Annotated in this window: 16 protein-coding genes; 9 read left to right on the plus strand and 7 right to left on the minus strand. The window is 66.7% G+C overall.

Annotation, left to right across the window (positions count from 1 at the left end; genetic code table 11):
• Positions 1-4: 4 nt before the first annotated feature.
• Both DI041_RS04690 and DI041_RS04695 read right to left on the minus strand, forming a co-directional pair.
• Positions 5-712, minus strand: coding sequence for a helix-turn-helix transcriptional regulator (locus DI041_RS04690; protein ID WP_136639144.1), 708 nt, complete (start codon positions 710-712; stop codon positions 5-7).
• Positions 712-1,347, minus strand: coding sequence for a Rossmann-fold NAD(P)-binding domain-containing protein (locus tag DI041_RS04695; RefSeq protein WP_211195206.1), 636 nt, complete (start codon positions 1,345-1,347; stop codon positions 712-714). Before DI041_RS04695 ends, DI041_RS04690 begins: the two co-directional genes overlap by 1 nt.
• Before the next feature lie 106 nt (positions 1,348-1,453).
• Between DI041_RS04695 and DI041_RS04700 the strand changes: the two genes are divergently transcribed.
• On the plus strand, positions 1,454-2,992 hold the full coding sequence (locus DI041_RS04700) for a GGDEF domain-containing protein (RefSeq protein WP_136639142.1): 1,539 nt from the start codon (positions 1,454-1,456) through the stop codon (positions 2,990-2,992).
• 107 nt (positions 2,993-3,099) lie between these two features.
• On the opposite strand, the gene DI041_RS04705 is transcribed toward DI041_RS04700, so the two are convergent.
• Positions 3,100-4,026, minus strand: a complete 927-nt coding sequence (locus tag DI041_RS04705; RefSeq protein ID WP_046984841.1) for a DUF808 domain-containing protein — start codon at positions 4,024-4,026, stop codon at positions 3,100-3,102.
• 200 nt (positions 4,027-4,226) lie between these two features.
• Between DI041_RS04705 and DI041_RS04710 the strand changes: the two genes are divergently transcribed.
• Positions 4,227-5,918 carry an ABC1 kinase family protein gene (locus DI041_RS04710; RefSeq protein ID WP_136639141.1) on the plus strand — a complete coding sequence of 564 codons (1,692 nt, stop codon included), beginning with the start codon at positions 4,227-4,229 and terminating at the stop codon, positions 5,916-5,918.
• Positions 5,919-6,159: 241 nt separating this feature from the next.
• Positions 6,160-8,265 carry a phosphoglycerol transferase I gene (locus DI041_RS04715; RefSeq protein ID WP_136639140.1) on the plus strand — a complete coding sequence of 702 codons (2,106 nt, stop codon included), beginning with the start codon at positions 6,160-6,162 and terminating at the stop codon, positions 8,263-8,265.
• A 549-nt stretch (positions 8,266-8,814) separates the two neighbouring features.
• On the opposite strand, the gene DI041_RS04725 is transcribed toward DI041_RS04715, so the two are convergent.
• Both DI041_RS04725 and DI041_RS04730 read right to left on the minus strand, forming a co-directional pair.
• Positions 8,815-11,184 carry a DUF3772 domain-containing protein gene (locus DI041_RS04725; protein ID WP_136639269.1) on the minus strand — a complete coding sequence of 790 codons (2,370 nt, stop codon included), beginning with the start codon at positions 11,182-11,184 and terminating at the stop codon, positions 8,815-8,817.
• 147 nt (positions 11,185-11,331) lie between these two features.
• Positions 11,332-11,580 (minus strand): hypothetical protein, encoded by a 249-nt coding sequence (locus DI041_RS04730; protein ID WP_006399378.1) that lies wholly within the window; start codon positions 11,578-11,580, stop codon positions 11,332-11,334.
• 182 nt (positions 11,581-11,762) lie between these two features.
• Here DI041_RS04730 and DI041_RS04735 point away from each other — a divergent pair, with 182 nt between their 5' ends.
• The 3 genes from DI041_RS04735 (at position 11,763) to DI041_RS04745 (ending at position 14,088) form a co-directional block, all read left to right on the plus strand.
• A complete protein-coding gene (locus DI041_RS04735) occupies positions 11,763-12,257 on the plus strand; it encodes a lipocalin family protein (protein WP_136639270.1) in 495 nt (164 codons plus the stop codon).
• Between the two features lie 13 nt (positions 12,258-12,270).
• Positions 12,271-13,479, plus strand: coding sequence for an NAD(P)/FAD-dependent oxidoreductase (locus tag DI041_RS04740; RefSeq protein WP_136639271.1), 1,209 nt, complete (start codon positions 12,271-12,273; stop codon positions 13,477-13,479).
• 126 nt (positions 13,480-13,605) lie between these two features.
• On the plus strand, positions 13,606-14,088 hold the full coding sequence (locus DI041_RS04745; RefSeq protein WP_006399397.1) for a hypothetical protein: 483 nt from the start codon (positions 13,606-13,608) through the stop codon (positions 14,086-14,088).
• Between the two features lie 151 nt (positions 14,089-14,239).
• Here DI041_RS04745 and DI041_RS04750 read toward each other — a convergent pair whose 3' ends face one another.
• Positions 14,240-14,674: a PepSY domain-containing protein gene (locus DI041_RS04750; protein WP_046984202.1), complete on the minus strand. Its 435-nt coding sequence runs from the start codon at positions 14,672-14,674 to the stop codon at positions 14,240-14,242.
• 151 nt (positions 14,675-14,825) lie between these two features.
• On the opposite strand from DI041_RS04750, the gene DI041_RS04755 reads away from it, so the two are divergent.
• From DI041_RS04755 to DI041_RS04765, 3 genes are read left to right on the plus strand one after another with little or no spacing between them, the layout of a single operon-like run.
• Positions 14,826-15,116, plus strand: coding sequence for a PepSY domain-containing protein (locus DI041_RS04755; RefSeq protein WP_099589012.1), 291 nt, complete (start codon positions 14,826-14,828; stop codon positions 15,114-15,116).
• Positions 15,116-15,775, plus strand: a complete 660-nt coding sequence (locus DI041_RS04760) for a response regulator transcription factor (protein ID WP_136639272.1) — start codon at positions 15,116-15,118, stop codon at positions 15,773-15,775. Before DI041_RS04755 ends, DI041_RS04760 begins: the two co-directional genes overlap by 1 nt.
• Positions 15,772-17,091 (plus strand): sensor histidine kinase, encoded by a 1,320-nt coding sequence (locus DI041_RS04765; RefSeq protein ID WP_136639273.1) that lies wholly within the window; start codon positions 15,772-15,774, stop codon positions 17,089-17,091. Before DI041_RS04760 ends, DI041_RS04765 begins: the two co-directional genes overlap by 4 nt.
• A 124-nt stretch (positions 17,092-17,215) precedes the next feature.
• Here DI041_RS04765 and DI041_RS04770 read toward each other — a convergent pair whose 3' ends face one another.
• Positions 17,216-17,536, minus strand: a complete 321-nt coding sequence (locus tag DI041_RS04770; RefSeq protein ID WP_005411369.1) for a DUF6122 family protein — start codon at positions 17,534-17,536, stop codon at positions 17,216-17,218.
• Positions 17,537-17,549: the final 13 nt, after the last annotated feature.

The raw sequence follows: 17,549 nt of genomic DNA on the forward strand, positions 1-17,549 counted from the left end.
GGGGTTACGAGCGGTCCAACCAATCCGGTGCGATGCCCTGCGCCTTCTGCCAGCGCCGCAGCAGGGTGGCGCGTGGCACGAGGTAGCGATCCTCCAGCACGCGCACCTGGCTGATGCGGTCCAAGCGGAAATGACGGAAGTCCTCGCGGCTTTCGCACCACGCCGCCAGCATTGGCACTTCATCGAAGTAGCCCAGCGCGAACGGCCAGGCGATGCGCTCGGTACGTTGGCCCTGCGCATCCTGGTAGCCGAACTGCAGTCGTTGTTGCGCGCTCACCGCTTCGCGCACAGCCTGCAGGCGCGCAGCGGGTACCTTGGCTGCCGCACGCGAGGGACCCACGCGCAGGCCGCTGTCACGCAGCGCTTCGCGACGCGCGGCAGGCAACACATGCGCGATGCGCGCCAGGGCATCGCGTGCGGCCTCGGCCAGCGCGGGTTCGGTGCGGGCCGCAACCCAGCGCAGGCCCAGCACCAGCGCATCGATCTCGGCGGGCGGCAGGGTCATCGGCGGCAGGGTATCGCTCGGTGCCAGCTGGTAGCCGACGCCGGCCTCGCCGCGCAGATCGGCACCCTGCTCGCGCAGGGTCTCGATATCGCGGTACAGCGTGCGCAGGCTGATGCCCAGGGCTTCGGCCAGCACCTGTCCGGCCACCGGCCGCCGATGGCGGCGGAGCAACTGTTGAAGCTGGGTCAGGCGCAGCGCACGCGACATCAGCCGGCCAGTGCGCTCGATGCCACTACGTGTTCACCCGGGTGCGGGGCGAGTGCGGCCTCGACCAGTTCCTTGGCAACTTCGCTGGCCGGATTGATCCGCCACGCCCGTGGCAGTACTGGCCCCAGTGCGCCGAGTACCGTCAATGCGAAACGCTCGCCGCGGCGCACCTCGTTACGCTCGCCACCAATCAATCCTGGACGTACCAGCGTCAGCGAAGCGAAGTCGAGCGCGCGCAGGTCATGCTCCAGCTCACCCTTCACCCGGCTGTAGAAGATCGACGACTGCGGGTTGGCACCGGCTGCGGAGTTCAGCACATAGGTCTGTGCTCCCTGCGCCCGCGCCAGCCGGGCGAACGCCAGCGGGTAGTCATGGTCGATGCGATGGAAGGCCTCGCGGCTGCCGGCCTGGGCAATGGTACTGCCGAGCGCGCAGATGACCGCGTCCACGCGGGCCCATTCGGCTGCGGCGGGCAGTGCATCGAAGGCCAGGACCGGGTTCTCAAGCGTCCCGTGGGTCATGCCCAGCGGGCGGCGGGTGGGAGCGACCACGACACTGCAGCGCGGGTCGTCCAGCAGCTTGCGCAGGGTCAGCCCGCCCACCAGCCCGGTCGCCCCCAGCAACATCACGCGCATCACCACCTCCACTGCGGCATCCTGTCGCCCATCCTAGCCGTTCAAGCCGTCGGCGGCCGCGCCGATATGCTGGAACCAGTCCCTGCCAGCCCCCAGGATTTGCTCCATGACGGACCAGCCCGACCACCGCCCTGCCCCCGGTACCGCCCTTGGGCCGCCGGCACGCGTGCGCGCGGTGGTGGATGACGGGCTGGGAGACCGCGTGGTGCTGCAGGGCGGTGGCGGCGTGGCCCTGCAGCAGCTGTTCGCCGGCGCCGATGCACCGGAACCACTGCTGGCCGCGTTCGCCAACGGCATGGCCACCCTGCCCGGCGAACTGGGCGACATGGGCGACCGCCTGCAGTCGGCGCAGGCCAGTGCCGACTGGCCGCGCTACGGGCGCGCGATGCGGCAGCTGATCGACAAGTACATCCGAACCATCGAACAGCATTCGCCGGATGGCCAGCCCGAAAGCCTGCGCCTGTCCGAGCAGCTGCGGTTGCTGCTGGGCGGCGCGGTGGTGGCCCTGCTGCAGCACGATCCGGACCTGCGCGAGCAGGCGCAGACGCTCGCCATGCAACTGCGCCAGTGGCAACCGGGCACGGCGCTGGAACCGATCGAACAGGGCGTGCGCGAGCTCGGCCATCAGGTCGGCGTGCGTGCCGAGAGCTGGCAGGAGCAGCAGGCGCTGCTGCTTGAGCTGTTCGCGCTGCTGCTGGAGAACGTCAGCGAACTGCTGGACGACCGCAGCTGGCTGCAGGGCCAGATCGCCGCAGTGCGCCACCTGCTGGACGGACCGCTGGAAGCCGAAGCGGTGGAGCGCACCCGCGCCGAACTGCGCGAAGTGATCTACAAGCAGGGCCTGCTGCGCCAGGGCATCGACGATTCGAAGGCGGCGATGCGCGGGCTGATGGGTGAGTTCATCGAGCGCATGGATGGCATGGCCACCAGCACCGGTGAGTACCACGATCGCATCGGCAGCTATGCACTGCAGCTGCGCGAGGCACGCAGCATCGCCGACCTCAACCAGCTGCTGCAGGAAGTGATGCGCGATACCGGCAAGGTGCAGCAGCAGGCCGCACAGGCGCGCGATCATCTGGCCAGCGCGCGCCAGGAAGTGGAACGTGCCGAGCAGCGCATCGCCGAGCTTGAGCAGGAACTGCGCGCGGCCGGCGACCTGGCCCGCATCGATCCACTGACCCAGGCACTGAACCGCCGCGGCCTGGACGAACTGCTGCAGCGCGAGCTGGCCCGCGCCACGCGCAACAACTCACCGCTGGGCGTGGCGGTGATCGACCTGGATGATTTCCACCAGACCAACGATGCGCATGGCCATGCCGGTGGCGATGCGCTGTTGCAGCACCTGGTGGCCGTGTGCAAGCTGCTGCTGCGCGCCACCGACGGCATCGCGCGGCTGGGTGGCGACGAGTTCGTGCTGGTGCTGCCGGAAACCCAGGGTGCCGACAGCATGGCCACCGTGCAGCGCCTGCAGCGCTCGCTGGCGCACCGCGTGTTGACCGTACAGGATCGGCGCGTACCAGTGCATTTCAGTGCCGGACTGGCGCAATGGCAGCCCGGCGACGATATAGAAACCCTGCTGCGGCGCGCCGATGACGCGCTGTATGCGGCCAAGCGGCAGGGCAAGAACCGGGTGCAGGCAGGGTAGTTTCCCGGCACACCGGAAACTGCTTCGGTAGGTGCCAACCTTGGTTGGCACACGCGGGAAACAAAGCACCGACCAAGGTCGGCCTCTACCGGACAAAGGGCCGTCGCTTACTTCCCGCGCAGCTTCTGGAACCCGGTCACCGCCGCCAGCACGATCGCACCGGCAATGATGCCGACCACCATGTTGGCCACGGCACTGATCAGCCAGCCCCACTGGCCTTCACCGCCCAGCGCCTGCACCGCGTGGTGCAGCGCCGGCACGTTGTGCACCAGGATGCCGCCACCGACCAGGAACATCGCCGCGGTACCGGCCACCGACAGGAACTTCATCAGCCACGGGGCCGACACCAGCAGGCCGCGGCCAACTGCCGCCAGCGCCGCGCCCTTGCGCGACAGATACAGGCCCAGGTCGTCCAGCTTGACGATGCCGGCGACCAGCCCGTAGACGAACACGGTCATCGCCAGCGCGATCACCACCAGGGTGCTGACCTGGTTGATGAACGACGCCGTCGCAACCACGCCCAGCGACAGCACGATGATTTCGGCCGAGAGGATGAAGTCGGTGCGGATGGCGCCCTTCACTTTGTCCTTTTCCCACGCGACCATGTCCACCTGCGCATCGGCCAGCGCCTTGCGCCGCTCGGCCTGGTGTTCGGCGTCCTCATCGGCGGAATGCAGGAACCGGTGCGCCAACTTCTCCACGCCCTCGAAGCAGAGGAAGGCGCCGCCGATCATCATCAGCGGCACGATCAGCGGTACGTTCCAGCCGCGGCTGTGCAGCCAAGCTTCCAGCGCGCTGATCGCCAGCGCCGCTGGCACCAGGATCACCTTGTTCACCAGCGAGCCCTTGGCCACCGCCCACACCACCGGCAGTTCGCGGTTGGCGTTGACCCCGGTCACCTGCTGCGCGTTCAGTGCAAGGTCGTCGCCCAGCACGCCGGCGGTTTTCTTCGCCGCGACCTTGGTCAGCACCGAGACGTCGTCGAGCAGGGAGGCGATATCGTCGAGCAGGGCGAACAGGCTGGCACCGGCCATGGGGGATCCAAGAGAGGGAATGAGCGGATTCTGACCGATACCGGGGCGACTGCGGAAGCGGTCGGATTCACTGCATGCCTACCGCCCCCCGGCGACACTGCGGAATCCGGTAGTGACGGCCGCTGGCCGGCAACCGCGCAGTTCCGGACATTGCCGGCCAGCGGCCGGCACTACCTGTATCCGTCGCATGGGAGTTCCGCTTGAGCAATCCGCCCACCACCAATGGCAACCCTCCGCTGGTCAAGGGCATGAACCGGCGCAGCCAGATCCTGCGCCTGCTGATGCGCTATCGCCATTCGGGCGTGTTCTCGGGCATGAACCTGGACGCCGCCAGCAATCAGGCCGACGTGCCCGCCGACGGAAACCCGGAACAGTTCGTCAGCGACCTGGAAGCCCTGGGGCCGACTTTCGTCAAGCTGGGCCAGATGCTGTCCACGCGACCGGACATGGTGCCAGTGGAGTTCGCTACGGCGCTGGAGCGCATGCAGGAAAAGGTGGCCGAGATTCCGGTCGCTCGCATCCATGCCATCGTCGAACAGGAGCTGGGCGCGCCGGTGAACAAGCTGTTCGCCGCGTTCGATCCCGAGCCACTGGGCTGTGCCTCGATCGCGCAGGTGCATCGCGCGGTGCTGCACGATGGCCGCCAGGTGGCGGTGAAGGTTCAGAAACCCGAGGTCGCTGCTCAGCTGCGCTCGGACCTGGAGGCACTGCGCAGCTTCGCGCTGGCCGCCGACCATCTGACCCAGGTCGGCCGTCGGGTGCGCCTGCGCGACTGGCTCAACGAGTTCGCCAAGACCCTGATGCAGGAGCTGGACTACCACGCCGAGGCCGAGAACCTGGCCCGTTTCGGCCGCCATCTCAAGCCGTTCCGCCGCCTGTGGATACCGCAGCCGCTGTGGGATTACAGCAGTCAGCGCGTGCTGACCATGGAACTGGCCACCGGCGTGCGCGTGGATGCGATTCCCGATGTCCGCCGCACCGAACAATCGATGGACCCGCTGGCGGCGGCGCTGATCCGCGGCTACCTGGACCAGATCTTCGTGCATGGCGAGATCCATGCCGACCCGCATCCCGGCAACCTGCGGGTGATGCCCGATGGACGGCTGGCGATCTTCGACCTGGGCATGGTCGCGCACATGCCGCCGCGCCTGCGCGAGCGGCTGCTGAAGATCCTGTTCGCCGCGGTCGATGGCCGTGGCGAAGAAGTGGCCGACGACCTGATCAGCATCAGCACGCGGTTGGAGGCATTCGACGAAGAGCGCTACCTGCGCGAGACCGGCCAGCTGATCGCGCGCTACGCCGCCAGTGGCAGCTTCTCGGAAGGCCGCGTGGTACTGGACCTGGTGCGCATCGCCACCGCCTGCGGCCTGCGCACGCCGCCGGAGCTGAGCCTGCTGGGCAAGGCCCTGCTCAATCTGGAAACCGTATGCCGATTGCTGGCACCGGACCTGGATACCCGCCGCATCGTCGAGCGCCAGCTGCAGCACGTGATGCGCGCACGCCTGAAGAAATCGCTGTCTGCCGCCAACCTCGCCAGCGAGGCGATGGAGCTGCAGCAGCTGCTGCGCGATGGGCCGCGCAAGCTGTCGGACATCATGGCGCTGCTGGCCGAGAACCGCCTGCAGATGAAGGTGACCGGCCTGGAAGAATCGCGATTGATGGAGAACCTGCAGAAGATCGCCAACCGTGTGGCGGCCGGCATCATCAGCGCGGCATTGATCATGGCTGCGGCAATGATGATGAAGATCGACACCGGCTGGCATCTGTTCGGCTACCCGCTCATCGCCGTGATTCTGTTGTTCATCGGCGTGGTGCTCGGGCTGGGCATCGTTACCAGCGCATTGTTGTTCGATCGTCGTGCGCGGGCGCGCGAAGAACGCGGGCATCGCTAGCGCATCAATGAAAACATCCGTATTCATGCGGTTTTTAATGCAATCCAACGAACCCTTTCACGCTCGTTTTACCTTCTGAACGCGATTGCGCGCGCGTCATTTCAACAAACATTTCAGTCAGGTTCGTGCATGCACTATCGGGTCATCGGCCTGTCATGTGTATGTGCTTGCGACAGCGCCGGTCGGATGGACACGCGTCGGTACGACGTCCATCAACATCCCGTCACTGCCGAAGCTGCCTATGCTCTGGATACTGTTGTTGTCGTTGCTGCTGCTGTGCTGGCTGTTTCTCGCATCCGGCAAATGGGTGTGGTGGAAGGCCGGTTCACTCTCGCTGCTGCTGCTCATGCTCAGCGCATGGTGGCTGATCGACAAACTCTCCGGTGATGGGCTCAATGCCGCCACCCTGTACCACCTCGGCGCCGATATGGAAGGCGCCGGAGTCTCCGATTTCAAGGGCTATATCGCCGGCTTCATCGTGCTGGCGCTGGTCTCGCTGCTGCCGCTGTTCGCGACGCAGGTGAAGCGCTGGCGCCGGCCCGGCCACGGTGGCGCGTTGTTCGCCGGTTTCGCGGCCGTGTGGGTGGCCACGATCATGATCAGCCCGCTGGCCCGCGACGGCCAGCGCCTGTACCAGCAGCTGCGTCCGGTCGACTTCGCCCGCATTGCCCCCGAGTACCAGGTGCCGACGCAGCCGCTGCAGCGTCCGCGCAACATCGTCTGGATCTACGGCGAAAGCCTGGAACGTACCTATCTGGACGAGAGCGTTTTCCCGGGCCTGATGCCCAACCTCAACCGCTTGGCATCTGAGTCGCTGGACGTGCGCGGCCTTGCCTCTGCTGAGGGCAGCGGTTGGACCATCGCCGGCCTGGTGTCATCGATGTGCGGCGTGCCGCTGACCACCTCGCAGGGTGATGAGAACAGCATGGACCGCATGGGCAGCTTCCTGCCCAAGGCCGTGTGCCTGGGCGATTACCTCAAGCAGCAGGGCTACACCAACCATTACCTGGGTGGTGCCAACGGCCAGTTCGCTGGCAAGGGCCAGTTCCTGGCCAGCCACGGCTTCGATGAAGTGCATGACCTGGCGTGGTTCAAGCAGCAGAAGAAGATCGGCCGCATCCACTACTCGGCGTGGGGCGTGCACGATGACGTGCTGCTGGATACCGCCTACCAGCGCTTCGAGCAGCTCTCGCGCGCCGGTTCACCGTTCATGCTGACCACGCTGACAATGGATACCCACCACCCGGCAGGTCATCTGCCGGTGTCGTGCAAGGGCGAGCGCTACCAGAGCCAGTACGGCAACATCAACATGCTCAACGCGCTCAAGTGCAGCGACCGCTTGATCTCGCAGCTGGTCGAACGCATCCAGGCCAGCCCGTACGGCAAGGACACACTGATCGTCATCGCTTCCGACCACTTGGCGATGCCCAACGATCTGACCCATATCCTGACCCGGCAGAAGCGCGAGAACCTGCTGCTGTTCCTGGGCGATGGCATTGCCCCGCAGCAGCTCAGCGCCGATGCCGGCACCACCCTGGATTCGGGTGCGACCCTGCTCAGCCTGCTGGACCCGAACCTGAAGACGATGGGCTTCGGCCGTTCACTGATCGATACCCAGCGCGCGCCCAGCGCCAGCGTAGCCACCCAGCGCGATGGCGGCCGTGACTATCCGCAGTACCTGGCCTTCGCCCGCTCACTGTGGCTGGGCGAACCGACCCGCGAGCTGAAGATCGATGGCGATGACCAGGTGGTGGTGGGCCTGCAGCACGTGCAGCCACCGGTGTTGCTGGAGTACGACAAGGACTGGGGTTTGAAGTCCGTGTATCTGGAAAACACCTCGCGCCAGTTCGATGATGCCAACCCGGACAACACCCTGGCCTACGTCGACCGTTGCACCGCATTCGAGGATGGCTCAGCCGACGGTGACTGGTGCGCCCTGCTGGTCAACCGCGACAACGGCATCAAGCTGTACCGCGACAACGACCTGCGCGGGGGCATCGCGGTGGATGCACCGCTGGACGCATTCCAGGGCCCGCGCCCGAGCGTGCGCCAGGCGCACATGATCACCCAGAAGGGCCGCCGCACCCGTGCCGGCCAGTACATGCTGCAGCTGGTGGCGAGCACGCGCCCGGATCGCGGCTTCTGGATCGAGGCGGTGTCCTCGCAGCGCAAGGTGGTGCTGGCGCAGCAGTGGGTGCAGCCCGATGCCAACGGCAAGATCAACGTGTCGTTCGGGCTGGACCACGAAGTAGATGATCTGGAGATCCGCGCGTGGTTGAACCATGCGGAGAAGCTGGCGGTGGACACGTTCGCACTGGTGCCGTCGCGCAGCCGGCCACGAGGGTAGGGGTTTCTTTGCAGGGCTGCGCCCTGCACCCGCCGAAGCAACAGCCGAAGCAACAGCAACAGCAACGGCAACAGCGTGCATTCCGTGGGATGGCGGGGTGGGTCCGGTTGCGGGAGACGCCGTAAACCCGTCCATGGGGGCTTGTCCGCGGCATCCATGCCGCGGACACTCCCGCAACCGGACCCACCCCGCCTTCGACAGTTTTCCGCGATCTGTCGGAAATACTCTTGGGGTCAGATCCGTTTTCCGGAGGAAAACGGATCTGACCCCAGATTGATTTCGATATCTGACAGACGTGTCGACCAAGGTCGACACCTACCGACAGCCGCAGGAATCTGTCAGAGGTGGGGCGGTGTCGGAGTGCGGGGTGTCAGCCGCATGGATGCGGCTGCCAAGCCTCCATGGACGGATTTACGGCGTCCCCGCACTCCGACACCGCCCCGCCATCCCACGGAATGCCCGCTGTTGCCGTTGCCGTTGCCGTTGCCGTTGCTGTTGCCTTTGCTCCGGCTTGTAGCGGGTGCAGGGCGCAGCCCTGCAGAACAACCCCTACTCCTGCGGATCGCGGGTGATGTGGATGTCGGTCGGGGTCGACAGCGGGATGTTCCGCTCCGCCAGGATCTGCAGCAGGCTGAAGTACAGATCGCTGCGGGTCGCATACACCTGCCGCGGGCTGGCCACGTACGCGAAGCTGTTGATGGTGATCTGGCCACCGGCAATGCTGTCGATGTAGACCGTCGGCGCCGGCTGTTTCAGCACGTTGGTGTGCGCGGTGTACGCATCCAGCAACGCTTGGCGCAGGTTGCCGACATCGGTGCTGGTGGGCACCGCGAACTGGATCTGGATGCGGCCCTGGTTGTTGCCCATCGTCATGTTGCGGATGGTCTTGGTGATCAGTTCCGAGTTCGGCACGATCAGCGTCGACTTGTCGCTCACCTGGATCTCGGTCGAACGCACGTTGATGCGGCGGATGTCACCCTCCTGGTCACCCAGCTTCACCCAGTCGCCGATCTTCACCGGGCGCTCGGCCAGCAGGATCAGGCCCGAGACAAAGTTCTGGATGATCGCCTGCAGGCCGAAACCAATACCCACCGACAGCGCGCTGACCAGCAGCGCCAGGTTCTTCAGGTTCAGGCCCATGGCGGTCAACGCCCACAGTCCCACCAGGATGATGCCGACGTAACCGGCAATGGTGCTGATCGAGTTGCGCGCCCCCAGGTCCAGCTCGGTCTTGGGCAGATAGGTGTCGGTCAGCCAGCGTTGCAGCAGCCGGGTCACAGCCAGGCCGACCAGCATCACCAGCAGAGCAATGGCGATGCGGCCGGGTTGCAGCGTCAGGTCCTTGGTGATCGGGATGCCGTTGGCCAGCGAGGCCACGCGTTCAACGACCGAGCCGATGTTGCCGAACGGCGCTGCCAGTGCCAGCAGCGCGATCAGCACCACGAAGGTACGCAGAACCGCCGACAGCAGCACGCCAGCCTGCTCCAGCCGCGATACGCTCAGGCCGGTGCTGAGCAGAATGGTCTGGCCAACCTTGCTGTCGGCATTGAGCATCCACGTGCTCAGGTCATCGACGAATTTGAACAGCAGCGTCGCCGCCAGCACCACGATGCTGCCGCCGATCAACTGCTGGTTCACGAACTTGGCGAAGTTCAGATAGCCCAGCAGGGTGGCGATGATGGCCGCTGCCACAGCGATGTTGCCCGCCACGCGTGCCAATACCAGCCAACTGCTGCGGCGCACCGGCGTGGCCGCACCCACGCCATCGGCCTGCGCCTCCAGCTTGGCCTCGGCCTCGGCGGTCTGCCGGCGATGCAGGCGCGCCAGGGTCACCAGCATGGCCATGATCAGGCCGAGGTAGGTCAGCGCAATCAGGCCATCCAGCGCCACCGTGGTGACGTCGCTGGTACGCGTGGCCTGATCGAGGGCGACCAGCACCGTGCTCAGCCAGGCCAGCGCCGCCGCACCCCAGGCGTATTTGCGCAGCTTCAGTGCGGCGGTGTCATCCAGATTCAGCAACCGCCACGAGGGCCGCTTGGGAACCAGCATGCAGGCGCTGAGCGCGGCGATGAAGGCGGCGCGGAAGGTAGCCGTCTCCAGGCCGTCGGCCACCACCTGCAGGCGCGGCGCGATGGCATCGATGGCGTCCAGCGCCGCCATCAGTACCACCACGGCATAGCCGGGCAGCAGTGTCCCCACCAGCAGCAGCCACATGGCCAGGCCAGAACGCCGCAGGCGGCCATCGGGTGCACGCTCGGACGCAGCAAAGCGACGACCCAGCCGGCGCAGCCACAACCGCAGCGGGAACATCATGACCAGTGCAGCCACCAGGCCCAGCAACGGCGTGCCCCAGCCATTGGCCCGGATGCCGGCGACGAAGGTATCGCGCCCCTGCTCGGCCAACGGCGCAACGCGTGCGATATCGATCGGCAGGCGCTCGGCAACTTTGCTCCACAGCGCGGGAGACAACGGCGAGGCAACCTTCTGCCCTAGTTCTTCGGTGCGCTGCGCGACGCGTTGCTGGTCGATGTCGGTCGCCAGCTGCTGGGCACGCACGGCACTGGTCTTGGCCTGCGCTACCGACGCGGCCAGTCCGTCCCGCTGCTTGGTGATGCTGCGCCGTTGCGCCGTCAGTTCCGGCGGCTCGGTGGTGCCCTCGGCAGGCGTACCCAACTGCGCCAGTTGTTCGTCGAGGCGAACCAACTGTGGCTGCAGCTCCTTTTCCAGCGCCTCGGCTTCACGCCGCGCCTTCGAGGCGTCCTCGGACAACATGGCCAGTGTCTCGATGGCCGAAGCATCACCGCGCTTGCGGTCGATCTCCTTCAGGCTGGATTCGATCTGCGCCAACTGCTGCTTTGGCGTGAGGTCCTCATCCTGTGCCAGCACCGGCGCGGACAGCAGGAGGGCGGAGCACAGCATCAGGACCCACCAGGGCCCTCGTGCACGGATCGATCGCAGGAAAGAAGACAAGCCAGCCACACCGGTTCGCGCGGACCACCGCGCCTGCGCGCGACTATACGGCAGAGCCGGTAAAGGGCGGATGGGCGGCCCCGGCAGCGTCGAGCATCAGTACTTCAGGCGCAGCTCTTCCACCGTGGGCTGCTGCAGCGCGTACCAGTCCTGGAACTCTTCCTCGGTGATCTCATCGGGCGCATACACCGCCACAGGGTGCCAGTCGTGGTCGGTCGGCAGCGGCTGGCGCGGGCCGGCACGCAGGCTGTAGGCCACGCCTTCGTAGTCAACCAGGTCATCGACCTGCGGCCACTGTTCGCGTGCGAACGCGGATTCACTCTTCAACAGGATCACCTGGTACATCGGCACCTCCACCTCGTCTGGATCAGGAAAACACGGCGCTGGCTGCAGGATACCGCCGCGCCGGTGACAACGGGCGCTCCGCCGGGGCGACGGAACGTTCTGGACACGGCCATCGCCCCGGCTTCACCCGCTCATGGCAAGGCCATCGGCATCGTGGAGGCCCACCCCTGCAACGACCGCCAATGACCGATCACCCGCCGCTGAAGACCGTTGCCGACCTCAAGCTGCCGCGCTACCTGGGCACCTGGTACGAGATCGCGCGCCTGCCTATGCGCCATGAACCGGAGGGCTGCACCGACGTGTCGGCGCACTACACGCTGCTCGACAACGGCAACGTCGGCGTCACCAACCGCTGCCGTATGGACGGCGAGGTCGAGGAAGCCACCGGCGAGGCCTGTGCCGTCGACAACGACAGCGCGCGGCTGGAGGTGAGCTTCCTGCCCAAGGGCCTGCGCTGGTTGCCGTTCGCCAAGGGCGACTACTGGGTGATCCAGGTTGCTCCGGACTACAGCGTGGCGCTGGTCGGCAGCCCGGACCGTAAATACCTGTGGCTGCTGGCGCGCGAGCCACGCCTGGACGCGACCGTGCAGGACCATTATCTGGCGGCGGCCCGCCTGCAGGGCTTCGATCTGTCCGAACTGATCCAGACCCCGCACACCGGCCGCCCCACCGCCTGAGCAACGCACGACCATGGACCTCAAGAGTGGCTACCCGTGGTGGGCGGTACGCAACGGCCTGATCCACGCCTTTCCCCCGCTGCAGCAGGACCTGCGCTGCGACGTGCTGGTGGTCGGCGGCGGCATCACCGGCGCGCTGATTGCCGACGAACTGTCCCGGCATGGCCACGACGTGGCGGTGATCGAGCAGCGCGACATCGGCTGGGGCAGTACCGCCGCCAGCACAGCGCTGCTGCAGTACGAGATAGATACCCATCTGCTGGAACTGGCCCAAAGCTATGGCCAGGACGCCGCCGCGCTGGCCTACCGGGCCTGTGCCGAGGCGATTCCGGCGCTGGGCGAGGTCGCTCGCGGTCTGAAAGACGTTGATTTCCAGCGCATGGACAGCCTGTACCTGGCCAGCCGCCACCGTGACGTCCCCACCCTGATGGCCGAGGGTGAGGCCCGGCGCAGCATTGGCCTGGATGCCCGCTGGCTCGGCCCGGAGGCACTGCAGGAACGCTTCGACGTGGACGCCGGTGGTGCCCTGCTCACACGCCAGGCGGCACGGGTCGATCCCTATCGCCTGACCTATGGGTTGCTGCAGCGCGTGCGCCGGCGCGGCGGCAATGTGCATGACCGTACGGTGCTGCACACGCTCACGCCCAGCGCGCGGGGGGTGACCGCACTCACCGAGGGCGGCGCCACGATTCACGCCCGCCATGTGGTGCTGGCAATGGGCTACGCCAACCAGACGTGGCTGCAGCAGCGCGTCGCACGTAACCGCAGCAGCTATGCCTTCATTACCGACCCGATCGATGCGGACGTGCTGGGCCGCCTGCGCAACACGATGGTGTGGGAGAGTGCACGTCCCTACCTGTACCTGCGCGCCACCGGCGATCGCCGCCTGCTGGTGGGCGGCCTGGACGACGCCATCGACATTCCCGCCCGCCGTGATCGGCGCGTAGAACGCAAGGCCGACAAGCTGATGAAACAGCTGCTGCATTGGTTCCCACGGCTGGACCCGGTGCCGGCGTTTTCCTGGGCCGGCACCTTTGCCGAAACGGCGGACGGCCTGCCGTTCTTCGGCCCGCACGATCAATGGGGGCCACGGGTGCACTTCGCCATGGCCTACGGCGGCAACGGCATCACCTATTCGATGATCGGCGCGCAGCTGCTGCGGGCCCGGATCGAGCGGCGCAAGCACCCGCTGCAGGGGCTGTTCGGGTTCGGGCGGTTGTAGCGCGCAACCAGGCATGGCCTGGCTCTACCCCAATCCGGCGCCGACAGGCATCATTCAAGCAGCCCCTGCTAGCGTCGGCCTGTACCGCCGCGTGTTGCGTGGCCACCTGTCCGCTGGAGCGCCGTCATGATCCGCCCCCTGACCCTGCTGCTGTGCCTGGCCCTGCCGGGAACCGTGCTGGCCCAGTCCGCTGCTGGCGCGACCGCGCCGCAGGCGACCGGGCTGGATCTGTCGCTGCCGCAGGCACCGATGCGCTATCTGAACGATGCGAGCCTGAAGCAGGACCCGCCGGGCACGTTCTACGGCGACAAGAGCGGCCCGCGCGTGCACGACGACGCGAAGATCGCCGACGTGACCGACGATAAGGTCAAGGTGTCGGGCAGTTTCACCACCGGCATCGGTTATTCCAAGAACGGCGGCAACAGCCACTACAACGCCGCCACCCTGAACCTCAGCAAGAACTACACCACCGATGAAGGCAAGACCCATGGGGTCAACGTCAACATCCACGTGAGCGAAGGCAAGGGCCCAGGCTTCTACGGCCCGTACGGCGGCTACTACGGCCGCGGCCCGGGCTATTGGGATTACCCGCCGCCGTTTGGTTGGTAAGCCCCGCGTCGGGCCTGGGCCGACCAAGGTCGGCCACTACCGGTGCACGTGTCCGGTAGGTGTCGACCTTGCATGTGCCGGTGGGTGTCGACCTTGGTCGACACGCTCTGCTTTCCGTGCCGACCAAGGTCGGCACCTACCGGCACGCGAATCAATCCAGCCAGCCATCGCGCTCGCTGTGCAGGATGCGGCCGTCATATCCGCTCAGGCGCACGTCCACCTTCTGGTTGCGGGCATTGCGCGCTTCCAGCGACCACGTCGCACCATCGCGTTCCAGCGAATGGATCTCGCGCAGGCCATGCGCCTGTGCCCGTGCCAGCACCTGCTCGGTGGTCAACAGTGCGCGGCTGCTGTGCTCATCGAAGATCTCGCCGGTCTTGGGGTCAACGTAGACCTCGCTGAAGCGACCGTCGGCGCGGCTCACGTCGGCTTCCCACAGGCCGTCATCGCGTTCGATCTCGTGGATCTGGGTGTAGCCGGCCTTGCGCAGGGTCTGTTCGACCTGGGCCATGCCCAGCGGCGCGGCCTGTACAGCCGGTGCGATGGCCAGCAGAGCAACAGTGGCGAGGGTGAGCGACTTCAACATGGGGGTTCTCCTGTTCGTGTTCGTGACCGGACCATCCCGGCAAGGCCACGATGCACCCCGTGGTTAACAGCGTCTTAGCCGCCCCTGTTAGCCAACGGTTAGTCGCCACCAGCACACTCACGCCCGTTCCCCTTACCTTTCCGCATCCGCCATGCTTGCGACCCTGCCCCTGCTGCTGGCCCTGGCCAGCGCCCCGACCGCCGCCGCGCCCGCACAGGATCCGGCGCAGCAGGTCGCGCGCCGCGCCGTGCAGCAAGGCCGTTACGTGCCATTGGAAAGCGTGGTGCGCGATGCCCTCAAGCGCTACCCGGGCCAGCTGCTGGAAGTGGAGCTGGACGATGGCGTCTACGAGGTGGAGATCCTGCGCGGCGACGGCGTGGTGGTGGAGCTGGACTATGATGCGCGCAGCGGAAAGCTGCTGAAGACGGAGCTGGACGATTGATGCGCATCCTGTTGGCCGAAGACGATGCTGCGCTGGCACAGCGCCTGCTGCCCCTGCTGGAACAGGCCGGCTACGTGGTGCACGTGGTTGCCGACGGGCGCGAGGCCGAGGAAATCGGCCAGATCGAAGACCTGCAGGCCGCCATCGTCGACCTCGGCCTGCCCGGGCTGGACGGATTGAGCGTGATCGAGCGCTGGCGCGGCAATGGCCGCAGCTTTCCGGTGCTGGTGCTGACCGCGCGCGGGCGCTGGCACGACAAGCTGGCCGGCTTCGATGCCGGCGCCGACGACTACCTGACCAAACCGTTCCAGGCCGACGAACTGGTGCTGCGCTTGCGCGCACTGATCCGCCGCAGCCATGGCCACGCCAGCCCGCGCCTGCACTGCGGCCCGCTGCAACTGGACGTCAATGCAGGCCGCTTCGAACTGGATGGGCAGGCGCTGTCGCTGAGCCCGCAGGAGTTCCGCCTGCTCAGTTACTTCATCCACCACAGCGGCCAGGTGATCGGCCGCGACCGTCTGGGCGAACAGGTGTTCGATGGCGGCCACGATCCGGACTCGAACGCGCTGGACGTGCTGCTGGGGCGGGTGCGTCGCAAGCTCGGCACCGAGCTGATCCAGACCGTGCGCGGCCAGGGTTGGCGGCTGGCCGCGCCATGACCCGGCAGCCTTCATTGCGACGGCGCCTGCTGCTGGCCGGCGGCGTCGGCCTGCTGCTGGTCTCGCTGCTGGCCAGTTCACTGCTGGGCGAACTGTTCAAGCGCAGCGCGCGTGACCGGCTCGACCACGAACTGCAGCAGGACATGCTGACCCTGCTGGCACAGGCCGAAGTGGATCCGGAAGGACAGCTGCGCCTGCGCCAGGAACCGAACGACGCGCGCTTCCAGCGGGTGTTTTCCGGTGCGTACTGGCAGATCGCCGGTGCCGATGGCCGTGTGCTGCTGCAGTCGCGCTCGCTGTGGGATGAAACCCTGCCGGCCACGACCAGCGGGCCGGCCACGCGCAATCTGAGCGGGCCGCTGCAGCAATCCCTGCGCGCACGTGTGCAGCAGGTGCGGTTGCCGCGCGCCAGCGAGCCGTTCGTGGTCGTGGTCGCCACCGACCGCAGTGCGCTGGATGCGGATGTGGCCGCATTCCGTCAGCGCACGGCCATCGCCCTGGCCGTGCTGGTAGCCGCGTGGCTGGCAGTGCTGGCCAGCCAGGTGCACTTCGGATTGCGTCCGCTGCATCGCCTCGGTGCACAGCTGGAACGGGTGCGTCGCGGCGACGCGCAGCGCATCGATACACAGGGGCTGGGTGCGGAGGTCGCACCGCTGGGCGAAGAACTCAACGCGCTTTTGGAGCACCAGCAACGCATGGTGGCGCGCGCGCGTACCAGCGCACAGGATCTGGCGCATGCGCTGAAAACCCCGCTGAGCGTGCTGGCCACCGAGGCCGATGGCGACGGCACGCACTGGCGCACCACCGTGCGCGAGCAAAGCGCACGCATGCAGGCCAGTGTTGACCGTTACCTGGCTGCCGGGCTGGCCGCCGACCATCGCCAGCGCACCGACGTGGCCGCTGTCGCGCAAGCACTGTGCAGGCTGATGGCACGCGTGCATGGCGAACGCGGCATTGCGTTCACGGCGGAAGGCATCGATCCGGCGCTGCAGTTCGCCGGTGCCAGTGCCGATCTGGAAGAAATGCTGGGCAACCTGCTGGATAACGCCGGGCGGTGGGCGCAACAGCAGGTGGACGTCACCGCAGACAGCAGTGACGGGCAGCTACGCATCGAAGTACGTGATGACGGTCCGGGCCTGGCCGCGGAGTCACTGTCACAGGTCACGCAGCGTGGCGTGCGGCTGGATGAGCGCGAGGGCAGCAGTGGGCTGGGCCTGGCGATTGTGGGGGATATCGCCGCCAGTTATGGCGGGCGCTTGGCGCTTGAGAATGCGCAGCCGGGATTGCGTGCGACGTTGTGGTTGCCGTTGGGGTGAAGCGGCCAACCTGACGGCCGGCTCTACCAAGCGTCAATTCGACTGGTCGCCGTGCACCCGGTAGGTGTCGACCTTGGTCGACACGCATCAAAAGCGCCGACCAAGGTCGGCATCCACCCATGCATCAACGGTGATGCATCCACCAGCAGTCAATCGCGTCCAGCACGATGTGGATGATCAAACCGATGCCGAACAACCGCGTTTTCTTCGGCACGCACAGCCCGGCATAGACCGCAATCGCCGGTGCGGTGTGCAGCGGGTGGAAACCGATGCTGCAGCGGTTCGGTGCATAGATCGGGTCGGCCAGCAGATGGTCCAGATCGATGATCCAGCCCAGCAGCATCAGCAGCCACGCCGAGGCGAAGCGCTTGCGCCAGAACAGCCATGCCAGCAACGCTGGCACGGCGGCATGCAGGAACAGGTGGAAGATCGCGCGGGCGCTCATCAGGGCCGGTAGC

Origin of the sequence: Stenotrophomonas maltophilia (genome assembly GCF_004920835.1) — a bacterium.
GTDB lineage: Bacteria > Pseudomonadota > Gammaproteobacteria > Xanthomonadales > Xanthomonadaceae > Stenotrophomonas > Stenotrophomonas maltophilia_AQ.

Excerpts from the sequence above, each read along its gene's own strand:
- DI041_RS04765 (WP_136639273.1), top strand. The coding sequence starts at position 15,772 with ATGACCCGGCAGCCTTCATTGCGACGGCGCCTGCTGCTGGCCGGCGGC.
- DI041_RS04715 (WP_136639140.1), top strand. The coding sequence starts at position 6,160 with ATGCTCTGGATACTGTTGTTGTCGTTGCTGCTGCTGTGCTGGCTGTTT.
- DI041_RS04770 (WP_005411369.1), bottom strand. The coding sequence starts at position 17,536 with ATGAGCGCCCGCGCGATCTTCCACCTGTTCCTGCATGCCGCCGTGCCA.
- DI041_RS04740 (WP_136639271.1), top strand. The coding sequence starts at position 12,271 with ATGGACCTCAAGAGTGGCTACCCGTGGTGGGCGGTACGCAACGGCCTG.
- DI041_RS04690 (WP_136639144.1), bottom strand. The coding sequence starts at position 712 with ATGTCGCGTGCGCTGCGCCTGACCCAGCTTCAACAGTTGCTCCGCCGC.
- DI041_RS04760 (WP_136639272.1), top strand. The coding sequence starts at position 15,116 with ATGCGCATCCTGTTGGCCGAAGACGATGCTGCGCTGGCACAGCGCCTG.
- DI041_RS04735 (WP_136639270.1), top strand. The coding sequence starts at position 11,763 with ATGACCGATCACCCGCCGCTGAAGACCGTTGCCGACCTCAAGCTGCCG.
- DI041_RS04725 (WP_136639269.1), bottom strand. The coding sequence starts at position 11,184 with ATGCTGTGCTCCGCCCTCCTGCTGTCCGCGCCGGTGCTGGCACAGGAT.
- DI041_RS04730 (WP_006399378.1), bottom strand. The coding sequence starts at position 11,580 with ATGTACCAGGTGATCCTGTTGAAGAGTGAATCCGCGTTCGCACGCGAA.
- DI041_RS04700 (WP_136639142.1), top strand. The coding sequence starts at position 1,454 with ATGACGGACCAGCCCGACCACCGCCCTGCCCCCGGTACCGCCCTTGGG.
- DI041_RS04750 (WP_046984202.1), bottom strand. The coding sequence starts at position 14,674 with ATGTTGAAGTCGCTCACCCTCGCCACTGTTGCTCTGCTGGCCATCGCA.
- DI041_RS04755 (WP_099589012.1), top strand. The coding sequence starts at position 14,826 with ATGCTTGCGACCCTGCCCCTGCTGCTGGCCCTGGCCAGCGCCCCGACC.
- DI041_RS04695 (WP_211195206.1), bottom strand. The coding sequence starts at position 1,347 with ATGCGCGTGATGTTGCTGGGGGCGACCGGGCTGGTGGGCGGGCTGACC.
- DI041_RS04705 (WP_046984841.1), bottom strand. The coding sequence starts at position 4,026 with ATGGCCGGTGCCAGCCTGTTCGCCCTGCTCGACGATATCGCCTCCCTG.
- DI041_RS04745 (WP_006399397.1), top strand. The coding sequence starts at position 13,606 with ATGATCCGCCCCCTGACCCTGCTGCTGTGCCTGGCCCTGCCGGGAACC.